Here is a 14,762-nt window from a genome sequence, read left to right as displayed (position 1 = left end):
ACCATGAAATAAAAGGGGTATTCTATCTGAAGACGCTCTTTTATTTTACTAGCAACCATTTTGCATATACTATTAATACATTTAGAGGACTTCCATATTGAATTTTTAAAAGAAGACTATGCATTCCTAATAATTTTAAAATAGAAATTAGGGGATCATTTTTCTCGAATAAATCCAAACATAAAATTCAGCATAAATAAGGAGGTCTTTACATATGGCAATATGTTTATTAATGACTAAAGAATTTGAGAATGAAGAGATAGTTGTTTATCAATACTATCCTTCTGAATCACCCGCTAAAATAGGTAAGATGCACTATAATAAAAAGGAACGAATGTTTTATGACATAGAGCAAGCTCCAGTGGATTCCTTAAATATGAGAGAACATTATTTTAATTGTGCGTGTACTAGGATTGTGCGATGTCTTAGAAAGAACGAAGAATTTCCAGATAGCATGGCATATGAAGCATAATGAAACGAACATAAAAAAAGCCACCCAGCAGGAAGGATCTTATCTTACTTAACCTCATACCACCAACATCTACGATCAAGGTATCTTTTCATTCCATTAAGTTGCCCATCAGGTGTTTCATAGGGTGAGAAAGCTCCTGATTTGATGATGTTTTGTTTTGCTGATGGCGTTGCAACTTTAATCTAGATTGACGGTTCTTCTCTCCACTAATGTTTTTTTAATTTACTAAACCATTCTCTAGTCCAAAATGTTATGCAATAAAAAAATATCTTGAATTTGAGATAAATCACTTGCTTTTTAATCACTTGAGTTGTAAAGTGATAGTGACGAAAGCGATTGAGTCATATGAAAAACATACACTCAGTTGCTTTCGATTTAAAAAACAATGTAACTTATGCAGTAAAAACTAAAATGAATTTACAAAAACATAATGAGAATAAATTAAAAAGCTAAGAAGCATATTATTTTTTAGTTATCACTTGACTAGTAAAACGAAGCGGAGGAATAAACAATGTATGAAATTAAAGGGCACCATCACATTTCAATGGTTACAAAAAACGGAAGTGAGAATAATCACTTTTATAAAAATGTACTTGGTTTACGCCGTGTGAAAATGACAGTAAACCAAGATGATCCATCAATGTATCACTTATTTTATGGAGATAAAACAGGAAGTCCAGGTACAGAATTATCATTTTTTGAAATTCCTTTAGTAGGAAAAACGTACCGCGGTACGAATGCCATTACTCGAATTGGATTACTCGTTCCTTCAGAGGATAGCTTGCGTTACTGGAAAGAAAGATTTGAGACATTTGATGTGAAACATAGTGAAATAACAACATATGCAAATCGTCCTGCTTTACAATTTGAGGATGCTGAAGGTCTTCGCTTAGTATTACTCGTTTCAAACGGAGAAAAAGTAGAGCACTGGGAAACTTGGGAGAAATCAGAAGTTCCTGCAGAGCATCAAATTCAAGGAATGGGTTCTGTGGAAATGACAGTTCGTAGACTTGATAAAATGGCGAGCACACTTACAGAGATGTTTGGTTATACAGAGGTTAGCCGCAGCGAAGAGGAAGCAATTTTCCAGTCCATTAAAGGAGAGGCTTTTGGAGAAATCGTTGTGAAATATTTAGATGGTCCTACTGAAAAGCCAGGACGCGGTAGCATCCACCATTTAGCAATTCGTGTGAAAAACGATACAGAGCTTGCTTATTGGGAAGAACAGGTGATACAAAGAGGCTTCCAGTCTTCAGGAATCATCGACCGTTTCTATTTTAAAAGCTTATATTTCCGCGAATCAAACGGAATCCTATTTGAAATTGCGACAGATGGACCAGGATTTACAGTTGATGGAGATGTGGAACATTTAGGAGAAAAACTTGATTTACCACCGTTCTTAGAAGATCAGCGAGCAGAAATTGAAGCAAAATTAGCACCTATTGAAGAGAAGTAATAGAAGAGAAAATATAACTTTAAAAACCATTGGAGGAATATAAAATGAATCAATTAAAAGGAATTCACCACGTTACAGCCATTACAAGTAGTGCAGAAAAGAACTATGAGTTTTTCACTCACGTTTTAGGAATGCGTTTAGTTAAAAAAACAGTAAACCAAGATGATATTCAAACGTACCATTTATTCTTCGCAGATGATAAAGGTATTGCAGGAACAGATATGACATTCTTTGACTTCCCAGGTATTCCAAAAGGAGTACACGGTACAAATGAAATTTCAAAAACTTCATTCCGAGTGCCGACTGATGCGGCGTTAGAGTATTGGGTGAAACGTTTTGAGCGTCTTGCAGTAGAACATACAGGCATTAAAGAGCAATTCGGTAAGAAAACTCTTTCTTTCGTTGACTTTGACGATCAACACTATCAATTAATCTCAGATGAATTAGATAATGGAATAGAATCAGGTACACCGTGGCAAAACGGTCCAGTTCCATTAGAATACGCAATTACTGGTTTAGGCCCTGTATTTATCCGCATTGCAAACTTTAGTTTCTTCAAAGAAGTGTTAGAAAAAGTTCTATTATTTAAAGAGGTTGCGCAAGAAGGAGAATTCTATTTATTTGAAGTGAACAAAGGCGGAAACGGTGCATCTGTTATTGTAGAACATAATACGGTTCTTCCTGAAGCACAACAAGGATTTGGTACAGTGCACCATGCTGCATTCCGCGTAGAAGATCGCGCTGTATTAGAAGAATGGATTGAGAGAATCAGTAGCGTTGGACTTCCTTCATCTGGCTATGTAGATCGTCACTTCTTCGAGTCATTATACGCAAGAGTTGCGCCACAAATCTTATTTGAATTTGCAACAGATGGCCCAGGATTTATGGGAGATGAGCCATACGAAACACTTGGCGAAAAATTATCGTTACCTCCATTCCTAGAGCCAAAACGAGAAGAAATCGAAAAATTAGTTCGTCCAATTGATACAGTGAGAAGTACGAAGGAATTTATTAAAGAGTAACAATAATAAGTAGGAGAGCAAGTAGTTTTAGCTAATCGCTAGAACTGCTTGCTTTTTTATTTGGGTAATTATTAAATTTAATAATCTTTATAAAAAAATTATTAAATTGTCAGTTAATTGTGGAGAAATATTTATTTGTAGGATGAATGGGATGGGTATTTGAATTTTCTGTTATTATTTATGAAAGAGTACATAACAGATGATTAGGAGGGGTTTCATGATTACATCTACTACAAACGAAAAACTGACGCAGCTATTGAATGAATGGTATCTAGAGATTAGATCAAGACGTATAAGTAATGCAGAACGTCTAAAACAAGAAATTGATTTTAAATTTACTAAACTAAAAAAAGAGACTGGAGAAGGTTTGCAGGACCAAAATCTATTACTTTATTATTATTTGCTAGAATTTCGATATAACTATTTAATAGATAATCTAGGCTTATCTCAAGAGAGTTTTAACAAGATAGATTCGTTTGATCAACCAACAGATAATTTTTTAACTTATTATTATCACTTTTTTAAAGCAATACATGCTAGTGAGTTAGGAAATTTTCATCTCGCTAAAGAACATTACGAAAAGGCTGAAAGTTTTTTGAAGTATGTTCCTGATCAATTAGAAAAGGCTGAGTTTTATTATAAGTTAGCTACATTTCATTATGATATACAACAAGCTTTGGTATCTATTAAACATGCAACGAAGGCAAAGGATATGTATTCAAATCATGATGGATATGAATTAAATGTAGCTTTTTGTGATAATATTTTAGGCTTAGCTTGTATGAACTTAAAGGAATGGGAATTAGCTGAAGAGCATTTCACAGTTGCTATGGATCAATTCCAAAAAATTGGTGAAGAAAAATTTATTATTATGGTTCGTCATAATTTAGGATGGATGTATTCTACACAAAATTTATCTGCATTGGCAATTCGTTATCTTACTGAAGTAGTAGAAAAATCTCCCCAACATTATAAAGCTCTTTATGTAAAAGCAAAAGAGCATTACAAGTTAAAAGAGCATGAGATTGCAAATAAGCTTATAGAAAAAGGATTGAAGATTTGTAGAGATTCGAAAATTGAAGGCTATCAACACCATTATGAAATTTTAAATGCATTAAATCAAGGTGTAAAAGCGGAAGAATTAGAGGGCATTATTCTTAGAGGAATTACGTATTTTGAAAGAGAAGAGTTATATGATTATACTCAGGAGTATCAGGAAAAATTAGCAGTGAAATTTTATGAAGAAAACCTTTGGGAAGAGGCAAGTAAGTATTTTTATTTTAGTAAAAAAGCAAGAGAAAAAATTTTTGATAAGGGGGCTTTAAAATGAAAAAAGTAGTAATTAAATTATTAGGGATTGTAACAGTATTTACACTGACTTTAGGGGTGTATAGTTCAACAGATCATCAAAAAAGTCCAACACTAATGAAAGCTGAACATGGGGATTATGGTGGCTAAAAGAGAAAAAGGGATCTCACAATGAGGTCTCTTTTTTCTTTTTAGTTATAAAAAAATTGACTTACTTTAAATATGTAACTATAATAGTTACAGAATAACCATCAGTAATGGCAGTGAGTAATATTTTTTTAATACAATTGTAACTATTACAGTTACAATTAAAATTAATTATAAAACAACCAAAAAATGTAAAAACTTTAAATAGCAACAAGAGAAAGGAGACGGGAATGTTGAAACGGTTTAAGTTTTATATGATTAGCGGTATTGTGCTCATTTTGCTTATCGTATGTAACTTCGTTGATAAGCCGATTGCGAAGGTTGGAGAAGTGAAAGATACTGTTATGATGAAGCTGAATACGAAAGAGAGTATGGCGCAAATTGACGGGCAGACGATTTATTTTAAGAAAATTGGTGAGGGGAAACCTCCTTTACTTATGCTACACGGGTTTGGTGGTTCATCTGATGGATTTAGTGATATTTATCCGGAACTTGCGCGAGATCACACGATTATTGCAGTAGATATTTTAGGATTTGGACGTTCTTCTAAGCCGATTGATTTCGAGTATTCGTTTCCTGCGCAAGTGAATTTATATTATAAGTTAATGAAGAAGCTCGGATACGATCAGTTTGCGGTGCTCGGTCATTCGATGGGCGGAGAGATGTCCCTCAATTTAGCATATTTATATCCTGATGCAGTGACGCATCTCATTTTGGCGGATTCTACAGGAATAGAGTCTTTTCAGCAAAAAGAAAGTTATAAAGTGCCGCCATTATCGACAGACTTACAAACTGTAACTGAGATTACGGATTACAATAAAAATGAAGTGAAAAATAGTCGTGACGATAAAGAGCACTATGATCAGCTGACGAAAATGAGAGAGCGCCGCATTGCGATGGAAGCCGATAAAATTAAGGTGCCGACTCTAATTATATGGGGCAGAAATGATAAGAGCGTTTCTTGGAAAAATGGTGAACTGTATCATGGGCTATTTGCGAATAGTACGTTCCATATTATTGAAAAAGGATACCACGCACCGTTTCGTCAGGAACCAATCGAGTTTATGGAATATGTACAAGCGTTCTTCGCGAAGCATCCACAATAAAAATTTTAAGCATAAATTCACTTCTTTCCTCATACAGTGAAACTAATAAGGCTTGTCTAAGGAAAGGAATGAAGTTGAGTGGAAACTTTACCATGGTGGGTGTATCTTGTAATCGTTGGGATCGTATTAAGTGGCTACATGGTTTTATATACTTCAAAAAAAGAGCAAGAGATGGATAATGAGTTTATTGAAAAAGAAGGCGAAGTGTATATGAAGCGCTTAGCAGAGGAACGAGAGAAACGTAATCAGGATAGTGATAAAGATTCTGTATTGCTTTAATAGAAATGTTGAAAGGCTACCATCTAGTAGGTAGCCTTTTTCTTTTTTGGGAGCATGTATACGAGATTCATCATGAACTTTTATTGATGGCATTTATATATATGTTTCCTCATAAGAATGGAACTAGCGGGGTATTTTACTGGGGGGGATTAACAATGCATAGGGATGAAACATCATTACATCCTGATACAGGTGTTACATCTGTAATGTTTGTTGAGCGTTCATTAAATGAAATTCGTTTTTGGTCTAGAATCATGAAGGAACATTCTCTTTTTCTTCGCTTAGGGTTTAGATGCGAGGATACGCAATTAATCGAAGAGGCGAATCAATTTTATCGATTGTTTGAACATATTGAACAAATAGCGCATTCCTACACAAATGAAACAGATCCTGAGCAAATCAAAAGATTTAACGCAGAAGTACAACAAGCCGCAACTAATATTTGGGGGTTTAAACGAAAAATTTTAGGGTTGATTCTCACATGTAAATTGCCGGGACAAAATAACTTTCCACTGTTAGTTGACCATACGAGTAGGGAAGCTGATTATTTTAGAAAACGTTTAATGGAATTAAATGAAGGGAAATTAGATGCTCTTCCTGATGCTATTATTAAAGAAAATGTTTTCTTTTTACGGATTATGGCAGACCATGCTAAATTTATTGGCCATCTTCTTGATCCATCGGAAAGAAAGCTTGTAGATACAGCACGGAATTTTAGCAATGATTTTGATGCATTAATGTATCAAGCAATTGACTTAGAATCTATGAAACCACAATCCCAAACAGTCCCTCTTTTAGATCAATTTTTAGATCAAAATCGTGTGTCGGTTGCATCGCTTCGGGATTTTAAGAAAACAGCACGTGATTTAATTGAGCAATGTAAAATAAAAAGTATCATCCATCCATTATTAGCAGACCATGTTTTTCGTGAAGCTGATAGATTTCTTGAAATCATTGATATGTATGATGTTCATCTTACAAATATTCAATCACAACCTAGATATTAGAAGATAAGGAAAGATACTATTTTGCTTTCAGTTGAGAAGTTAACAATGTATCGTTAGCTTCTTTTTTGAAGAAAAGGTTTGAAAATGAAACTTTACGTTATTCTTTCTGGAGACTGATAAGAAAGGATAGCGTATTTTTTATGCTCCCATTTAGTCTTTATTCGTATTAATTCTTTGTATTATTGTTCGGGAAATTATTATAGAAGAAAAATATATGAAACCTACATCGCATAGCATATGAAATAGCACCATTACAACCTGTAACGCACAAGTTGCGCAAGCTACGCGACGACAACTCGCTTTACTCTTCATTATGTATTTGTCCATACTAGACGTAGAGAGGTGATAAACACAGTATGATTTTTAGTGAACGCTTAAAAGAAGAACGAGAAAAACGAAATTGGTCGCAAAGTGATTTGGCTGAAAAAATTCATGTCAGTAGGCAGTCTGTTTCGAAATGGGAGACGGGAAAGAACTATCCGAGCATTGAAATTATTATTCATTTAAGCGATTTGTTCGGTATTACGATTGATGAACTGCTAAGGAGTGATGAAGAGTTGACGCAAAAAGTAATCGAAGATAGTAAGCAATTAGCATATCCAAAATGGAAGGTGTTTTTCGATAGTCTCTTTATGATCGGGGTATTTTTGTTTCTTACAAAAATCGTTGTATGGACATTAAATAAGTTTGCAGGAGCGAGCATTACAATTTTAGCGGACGCACCATATGTAATGAGTTTTTTACCTTTCATATTAATGGTTATAGGTGGCACTGCTTCTGATAAGTTGAAGAATATGTATAGGTAAAAAAGATTTGAAAGAAATCCCCTACACTAGCTGTTCTTTTCACTTAAATTGTGTACTATAAAGGATAGGATGACATAAAGAAGGGGAAATTTAGAATGGAATTTCATGAACAAAAGATTTTGCCGGCAGTGAGGCAAATTAAAGATTTGGAAAAGCTATTACATAGTTCGTATGAGTATATCGTTATTTTAGATATTCATGTCGGCCAATTGAAGAGTGTTATATCACTTGCGAAGCAATATTGTAAAAAGGTGTTTTTACATGTGGATTTAATTCATGGTTTGCAGAGTGATGGGCATGCGACGGAATATTTATGTCAGGAGTTTAGACCGTACGGGTTACTTTCAACAAAGGCGAGCGTCATTATGAAGGCGAAGCAAAAAGGTGTTGTGGCAATTCAGCGTATCTTTTTAATCGATTCGAGTGCAATGGAGAAGAGTTGCAATCTTTTAGAAAAGACGAAGCCGGATTATATAGAGGTGCTCCCAGGAGCGTTAACGGACGTGATCGCTGAAGTGAAAGAGCGTACTGGTGTACCGATTTTAGCGGGTGGTTTCATTCGTACTGTTGATGATGTAGAGAGAGCTTTACATGCTGGTGCGACAGCAATTACGACATCAAAACGCGAACTATGGAAACATTACCAAAAAAAGTGACGAAAATGTGAAATAATTCTGTTGACACCGCTTTCATTAACAGTTAACATTATAGACAAGTTAATAAACGTGACGGAGAAAAGTAGAGATCCACATTTCATTGTTTCTATATAAATTTATATAGAAGCGTGCAAAGCTGTGGGTCTTTTTCTTTTGACAAAAACGAATGGCCATTCATTTTACCTCTATCACATTTGGAAGCGTTTAAATTGATTGTGGAGGGATACTATGTCAGCATTTTTAGGAGAGTTAATAGGGACTGCGTTGTTAATCGTACTTGGTGGCGGCGTTTGTGCTGGTGTAAGTTTAAAGAAGTCGTTTGCGAAAGATTCTGGTTGGATTGTTATTACAATGGGCTGGGGCTTAGCAGTAGCGGTTGCAGCGTATGCGGTTGGATCAATTAGTGGGGCACATTTGAATCCAGCTTTGACGATAGGATTAGCATTTAAGGGAGCGTTCCCATGGAGTGACGTACCTGGTTATATCGCAGCACAAATGATTGGAGCAATTATCGGGGCAGTTATCGTATATTTACATTACTTACCACACTGGAAAGAAACAGAAGATCCAGGAACAAAGTTAGGCGTATTTGCAACAGGTCCAGCAATTCCGAACACATTTGCAAACCTATTAAGTGAAATGATTGGGACATTCGTTTTAGTATTTGGTATATTAGCAATTGGTGCAAATAAATTTGCAGATGGATTAAATCCATTTATCGTAGGTTTCTTAATTGTAAGTATTGGTTTATCATTAGGTGGAACGACAGGATACGCAATCAACCCAGCACGTGATTTAGGTCCGCGTATCGCGCACTTCTTCCTTCCGATTGCAGGAAAAGGCGGTTCAAATTGGAAGTATGCATGGATTCCAGTAGTAGGTCCGATTTTAGGTGGATCACTTGCAGGATTATTCCATCAAGTTGTATTTGAAGGAAAACAAAATGCAGCACTTATTTATGTAATTATTGCAACAGTGATTATACTAGCAATCTCTTATATGACAAGCAAAAAAAGTGGAAGCAATACAAATAGTAGAAAAGTAGCATAAGGGGGAAACCGATATGAAAAAATATATTCTTTCATTAGACCAAGGAACAACTAGCTCACGTGCAATTCTGTTCAATAAAAAAGGTGAAATTGTTCATTCAGCTCAAAAAGAATTTACACAACATTTTCCAAAACCAGGTTGGGTAGAGCATAACGCGCAAGAAATTTGGGGATCTATTTTAGCAGTTATCGCAACTTGCTTAAGCGAAGCAGATGTAAAACCAGAACAAATCGCTGGTATCGGTATTACGAACCAACGTGAAACAGCGGTTGTATGGGATAAAACAACAGGCAAACCAATTTATAACGCAATCGTATGGCAATCTCGTCAAACAGCTGAAATTTGTGATGAGTTAAAAGAAAAAGGATATAGCGAAATGGTTCGCGAAAAAACAGGTCTTTTAATTGACGCATACTTCTCTGGTACGAAAGTAAAATGGATTTTAGATAACGTTGAAGGTGCAAGAGAGAAAGCAGAAAACGGCGATTTATTATTCGGAACAATTGATACGTGGCTTGTATGGAAACTATCTGGTGGTAAAGCGCACGTAACGGATTACTCAAATGCATCACGTACGTTAATGTTTAACATTCACGACTTACAATGGGATGATGAACTTCTAGACATGTTAACAGTACCAAAGAGCATGCTTCCAGAAGTACGTCCATCATCTGAAGTGTATGGAGAAACAATTGACTATCACTTCTTCGGTCAAAATGTACCGATTGCAGGTGTAGCTGGTGACCAACAAGCGGCATTATTTGGACAAGCTTGTTTCGGTGAAGGTATGGCGAAAAATACTTACGGAACTGGTTGCTTCATGTTAATGAACACTGGTGAAAAAGCAGTAGCTTCTGAGCATGGCCTATTAACAACAATTGCATGGGGAATAGATGGTAAAGTAAACTACGCATTAGAAGGAAGTATTTTCGTAGCAGGTTCTGCAATTCAATGGTTACGTGACGGAATGCGCATGTTTAAAGATGCAAGTGAGAGTGAAGTGTATGCTTCTCGCGTTGAATCAACTGACGGTGTATACGTTGTACCAGCATTCGTAGGATTAGGTACACCGTACTGGGATAGTGAAGTACGCGGCGCTATGTTTGGTGTAACGCGCGGTACGACGAAAGAGCATTTCATTCGTGCAACACTAGAATCTTTAGCTTACCAAACGAAAGACGTATTATGCGCAATGGAAGCAGATTCAGGTATTGAACTGAAAACATTACGCGTTGATGGCGGAGCAGTTAAAAATAACTTCTTAATGAAGTTCCAAAGTGATATTTTAGACGTTCCTGTAGAGCGTCCGGTGATCAATGAAACAACGGCTTTAGGTGCAGCGTACTTAGCTGGTCTTGCGGTTGGATATTGGAAAAACCAAGATGAAATTAAAGAACAGTGGCATATGGACAAACGCTTTGAACCAACAATGGAAGCGGAAACAAGCGAAGAGCTATATGCTGGATGGAAAAAAGCAATTGAAGCAACAAAAGCTTTCAAATAATCATAAACAGTGTTATAATGGTGACAAGTTAATAATTCGGTAGGAGATTTGGAGAGACCACAACACGCTATAGAGGCGAAATCTATAGCGGAGTTTGTGGTCTCTTTTTTCGTTATCAAAGGGAGGAATTACCATGAAATTTTCAAGTAAACAACGTAAAGACGTATTAAACGGAGTAAATAAACAAGAATTAGATGTGATCGTAATTGGTGGAGGTATTACTGGTTCTGGTATTGCATTAGATGGAGCAACACGCGGGTTATCAACAATAGTGTTTGAAATGCAGGACTTTGCAGCAGGTACATCAAGTCGTTCAACGAAGCTTGTACACGGTGGTCTACGTTATTTAAAACAACTTGAAGTGAAAATGGTAGCAGAGGTGGGGAAAGAGCGTGCGATCGTATATGAGAACGGTCCCCATGTAACAACACCAGAGTGGATGTTACTTCCGTTCCATACAGGTGGTACGTTCGGATCATTCAGTACATCAATTGGTCTTCGTGTATACGACTTCTTAGCAGGTGTAAAACGAAGCGAGCGCAGAAAAATGTTTAACCGTGAAGAAACGCTGAAGAAAGAGCCTCTTGTAAAACAAGAAGGATTAAAAGGCGGCGGTTACTACGTAGAATATCGCACTGATGATGCGCGTCTTACAATTGAAGTAATGAAAGAAGCAATTGAGCACGGTGCAAAAGCTGTTAACTACGCAAAAGTAGATAGTTTCTTATATAAAGATGGAAAAGTATGTGGTGTACGTGTAATCGATTTACTAGATGGTGAAGTATACGAAGTTTACGGTAAGAAAATTGTAAACGCAGCTGGTCCTTGGGTAGATACACTTCGTGAAAAAGATAACTCGAAAAAAGGAAAAGTACTTCAGTTATCAAAAGGTGTTCACTTAGTAATTGATCAAAAACGTTTCCCATTAGGTCAAGCGATTTACTTCGATACACCAGATAAACGTATGGTATTCGCGATTCCACGCGGCGGAAAAACTTATGTAGGTACAACAGATACGTTCTATGATAAAGACGCAGCTGTACCACAAATGACAACAGAAGATCGCACGTACATCATTAATGCGATTAACTACATGTTCCCAAGCGTAAAAATTACTGAAAAAGACATCGAGTCAAGCTGGGCCGGCGTACGTCCGTTAATTTACGAAGAAGGTAAGAGTGCATCTGAAATTTCTCGTAAAGACGAAATTTGGACTTCTGAATCTGGTTTAATTACAATCGCAGGTGGTAAATTAACAGGATACCGCAAAATGGCTGAAATGGTAGTAGACTACGTAACGAACTTACTACAAAAAGAAGGTCATAGTGCATATCCGAAGAGCTCAACGAAACATATGCCAATCTCTGGTGGACATGTAGATGGATCTAAAGGATTACCAGCATTTATCGCGAAAAAAGCAGGCGAAGGTACGAAATACGGTTTAACGACAGCACAAGCAGAAGAATTCGCGAAATTCTACGGCTCTAACGTAGACGTACTGTTCGAATTAGCGAAAAAACATAAAGACGAAGCGAAAGAATACAACATGCCGCTAGACGTTCTAATCCCACTTGTATACGCAATGGATTACGAAATGACAGCAAAACCAGTCGACTTCTTCGTACGTCGCAGAGGCGCTGTATTCTTCAACATTCACTGGGTATACGAGTGGAAAGAAGCAGTAATCAACTACATGGCTGCAAAACTAGGTTGGAGCAAAGAAGAGCAAATGAAATACACAGCAGAACTAGAAAAAGCATTAACAGACGCTGTCATTCCTGTAGATCAACAAGAACATGCAGCTGCATTAGCGTAAAATAGAGAAACACCTGAAGAGAACCTCTTCAGGTGTTTTTTTATCTTGACTAAAAATAAATAAAATGTGTTACAATGATGGTAGAGTATATAGTATGAATTTTGCATAAAATAAAGAAGACAGAAGCCTGAGAAACTTCTGCCTTTGTAACCTAACTTGCTATTGTGGTGGTAGTAGGTGCGGTTATAAGACAATTACATTAACGTTTTAGCCGAGAACCGCCCTTACCTTTTCCACGAAGCAGGGTGGTTCTCGCTTTTTTGTATACAGAAATTAGCCATGGACCGACGTATCTTCTACCGATGACAACGCCAGCTCCGGTTAGGATACCATACATTACTTTCATTACAAACATCGCGATCATATTATCCCACTTTAATGGGCAGTAAGACCCCCACCTCAAAATGCAGCGAAAGCAAAGAAGTAAGGTGGGGGATCAACTGCCCATAAAAGTCCGATTGGTTCAACTAATAATCAGTGGGGGATGAAGAAAACCCCCACTGATTAAAGTTTCACTTTATCACCTCCCCCCTTTTTTCGAAATGGAAGAGATGATTGCCACACCTACTAGTTATAGCTTATTAAGTTACAGTTTAATTGTATTATGTTTTAAAATAGGGAACAAGACAAATGGATGAAAAGCCCTACTTTTAAATGGTTGGTTTGTCATAACCAACTGTATTTCTTGTTAAATAAACATAACTAAAAAATAAGGATACTGATAACAACATTCAAAGGAAATACACGGCAGAACTAGAAAAAGCAATAGATCAACAAGAACAAACAGCTACGTTATGTATAGAACTTCAAATACTATACTTGTATGAAGAATGTATTGGTTTTGATATTATTAAGCCATCTTTGTATGGCTATGATATATTAGATTCTTTAAGTGAGCGTTAAAAAGAAGGAGGACTCGATTAAATCGGTTCTCTTTTTCATTTAGCGATAAGGGAAATCTTGACGATAGAAAACTAACACAAACTCCTTATTGCAAACGTAAAGAGCGCCTTGGGAGAGGGGCGCTCTTTACGTGAATGTATTGTAACGACTATTCGGTTTATTATATGTAAGTAGCTGGAAAGTGTTTTATAAAAAAACGTGATTGCCATCTGTATTTTTTATAAATTTATAAAACTTTTCCATACAGTGCGTCGTCTAATATATGGGAAGGAGGAAATGATGTGGATGAATTAACGGTAGAAGTGTTTGAAATAGAGGATAAGGAACTCCTTATCGATGAAATTATGAACAAGTATGGACAAGAAGTTCTCCAGCTTGTGTATTCATACGCGAATAATAAAGAGGTTGCGGAGGATGTAACGCAAGATATATTTGTGAAGTGTTATAAATCTCTTCATACATACAAAGGGCAGTCGAATGTGAAAACGTGGTTATGGAGAATTGCGATTAATCAATGTAAGGATTATATAAAAAGTTGGTATAACAAAAAGGTGATCGTGACAGAGGCTGAATCTGCTTATATGGGGGTTCAAAATGATAGTGTCGAACAAACTGTCATTCAAAATGCGGAGGACCGTGAGCTCGCTTCTGCGGTAATGAATTTACCGATAAAATACCGAGAAGTCATTTATCTATTTTATTATGAAGAATTATCAATTAAAGAGATTGCTACAGTAATAGAAATAAAGGAAAACACGATAAAAACGAGACTGAAAAAAGCGAAGGAGCTTTTGAAGAAAGGATTGGAGGAATAATCAAATGGAAGATCGATTAAAAGGCTTGCGAAAATCAATGGAGAACACAACTTTTAAACATTTGAGTTTTTCTGATCAGCACCAGAAGCGGGTGCGTGAAAAAATCAATCAATCGTCCGAAAAAGAAGAAGACATCCTTTTAGCAGTGTTGCAACTTCTTATGAATGAAAAAACAGGTTATGAATTGATGCAGTTACTGCGCGGGAGAGGGATTCAAAAATTCGAAGGGGACGAAGGGTCTCTATACACGTTATTACATCGTCTAGAACAGAATCGCTTTATCCAATCTAGCTGGAATCACGTGGGAGCGAAATATTATCAATTAAATGATAAAGGAAACAAGATGCTGCGAAAGGCAGAAAAAAATGCTACGAAGGTACAATTTATACTAAAAGGATTAGTACAGGAGTGAGAA

At 36.4% G+C, this 14,762-nt stretch carries 16 protein-coding genes and 1 pseudogene; 15 read left to right on the top strand and 2 right to left on the bottom strand.

The features are described 5' to 3' along the window. The first annotated feature begins 214 nt into the window (after nt 1-214). On the top strand, nt 215-472 hold the full coding sequence (locus MR070_RS19490; RefSeq protein WP_087985658.1) for a hypothetical protein: 258 nt from the start codon (nt 215-217) through the stop codon (nt 470-472). A gap of 44 nt (nt 473-516) precedes the next feature. Here the strand turns inward: MR070_RS19490 and MR070_RS19485 are convergent. Then, a pseudogene (locus tag MR070_RS19485) lies at nt 517-633 on the bottom strand (N-acetylmuramoyl-L-alanine amidase C-terminal domain-containing protein); the annotation flags it as partial. A gap of 350 nt (nt 634-983) precedes the next feature. On the opposite strand from MR070_RS19485, the gene MR070_RS19480 reads away from it, so the two are divergent. The 12 genes from MR070_RS19480 to glpD all read left to right on the top strand — a co-directional run bounded on the left by MR070_RS19480 (nt 984) and on the right by glpD (nt 12,629). Next, nucleotides 984-1,928, top strand: a complete 945-nt coding sequence (locus MR070_RS19480; protein ID WP_242261846.1) for a ring-cleaving dioxygenase — start codon at nt 984-986, stop codon at nt 1,926-1,928. A gap of 44 nt (nt 1,929-1,972) precedes the next feature. Beyond that, a complete protein-coding gene (locus tag MR070_RS19475) occupies nt 1,973-2,950 on the top strand; it encodes a ring-cleaving dioxygenase (RefSeq protein WP_242261845.1) in 978 nt (325 codons plus the stop codon). A gap of 217 nt (nt 2,951-3,167) precedes the next feature. Then, nucleotides 3,168-4,280, top strand: coding sequence for a response regulator aspartate phosphatase (locus MR070_RS19470; protein ID WP_242261844.1), 1,113 nt, complete (start codon nt 3,168-3,170; stop codon nt 4,278-4,280). Then, entirely contained in the window at nt 4,277-4,408 is a 132-nt protein-coding gene (locus tag MR070_RS27085) for a hypothetical protein (RefSeq protein ID WP_000758182.1), read from the top strand. Before MR070_RS19470 ends, MR070_RS27085 begins: the two co-directional genes overlap by 4 nt. Nucleotides 4,409-4,638: 230 nt before the next feature. Next, nucleotides 4,639-5,511, top strand: a complete 873-nt coding sequence (locus MR070_RS19465; protein ID WP_242261843.1) for an alpha/beta fold hydrolase — start codon at nt 4,639-4,641, stop codon at nt 5,509-5,511. A gap of 78 nt (nt 5,512-5,589) precedes the next feature. Then, entirely contained in the window at nt 5,590-5,790 is a 201-nt protein-coding gene (locus tag MR070_RS19460) for a sporulation YhaL family protein (protein WP_000449227.1), read from the top strand. 155 nt (nt 5,791-5,945) lie between these two features. Continuing rightward, nucleotides 5,946-6,797, top strand: coding sequence for a DUF2935 domain-containing protein (locus MR070_RS19455; protein WP_000554487.1), 852 nt, complete (start codon nt 5,946-5,948; stop codon nt 6,795-6,797). 356 nt (nt 6,798-7,153) lie between these two features. Next, nucleotides 7,154-7,603, top strand: coding sequence for a helix-turn-helix domain-containing protein (locus tag MR070_RS19450; RefSeq protein ID WP_139895646.1), 450 nt, complete (start codon nt 7,154-7,156; stop codon nt 7,601-7,603). 95 nt (nt 7,604-7,698) lie between these two features. Further along, nucleotides 7,699-8,259 carry a glycerol uptake operon antiterminator GlpP gene (gene glpP / locus MR070_RS19445; protein ID WP_242261842.1) on the top strand — a complete coding sequence of 187 codons (561 nt, stop codon included), beginning with the start codon at nt 7,699-7,701 and terminating at the stop codon, nt 8,257-8,259. Nucleotides 8,260-8,487: 228 nt separating this feature from the next. Further along, a complete protein-coding gene (gene glpF, locus MR070_RS19440) occupies nt 8,488-9,309 on the top strand; it encodes a glycerol uptake facilitator protein GlpF (protein WP_044792645.1) in 822 nt (273 codons plus the stop codon). Nucleotides 9,310-9,322: 13 nt separating this feature from the next. Then, nucleotides 9,323-10,813, top strand: coding sequence for a glycerol kinase GlpK (gene glpK, locus MR070_RS19435; protein ID WP_000759995.1), 1,491 nt, complete (start codon nt 9,323-9,325; stop codon nt 10,811-10,813). A gap of 133 nt (nt 10,814-10,946) precedes the next feature. Further along, a complete protein-coding gene (glpD, locus tag MR070_RS19430) occupies nt 10,947-12,629 on the top strand; it encodes an aerobic glycerol-3-phosphate dehydrogenase (RefSeq protein ID WP_044792646.1) in 1,683 nt (560 codons plus the stop codon). A gap of 199 nt (nt 12,630-12,828) precedes the next feature. Here the strand turns inward: glpD and MR070_RS19425 are convergent, their stop codons facing one another. Further along, nucleotides 12,829-12,993 carry a hypothetical protein gene (locus MR070_RS19425; protein ID WP_242261841.1) on the bottom strand — a complete coding sequence of 55 codons (165 nt, stop codon included), beginning with the start codon at nt 12,991-12,993 and terminating at the stop codon, nt 12,829-12,831. An 820-nt stretch (nt 12,994-13,813) separates the two neighbouring features. Here MR070_RS19425 and MR070_RS19420 point away from each other — a divergent pair. Both MR070_RS19420 and MR070_RS19415 read left to right on the top strand, forming a co-directional pair. Beyond that, nucleotides 13,814-14,347 carry a sigma-70 family RNA polymerase sigma factor gene (locus tag MR070_RS19420; protein ID WP_242261840.1) on the top strand — a complete coding sequence of 178 codons (534 nt, stop codon included), beginning with the start codon at nt 13,814-13,816 and terminating at the stop codon, nt 14,345-14,347. Between the two features lie 4 nt (nt 14,348-14,351). Next, nucleotides 14,352-14,759 (top strand): PadR family transcriptional regulator, encoded by a 408-nt coding sequence (locus MR070_RS19415; RefSeq protein WP_242261839.1) that lies wholly within the window; start codon nt 14,352-14,354, stop codon nt 14,757-14,759. Nucleotides 14,760-14,762: the final 3 nt, after the last annotated feature.

The organism is Bacillus cereus group sp. BfR-BA-01453 (genome assembly GCF_022662915.1).
Taxonomy (GTDB): domain Bacteria; phylum Bacillota; class Bacilli; order Bacillales; family Bacillaceae_G; genus Bacillus_A; species Bacillus_A paranthracis.
Note: the sequence above shows the minus strand (reverse complement) of the source record. Positions and strands in the feature narration are given on the sequence as shown.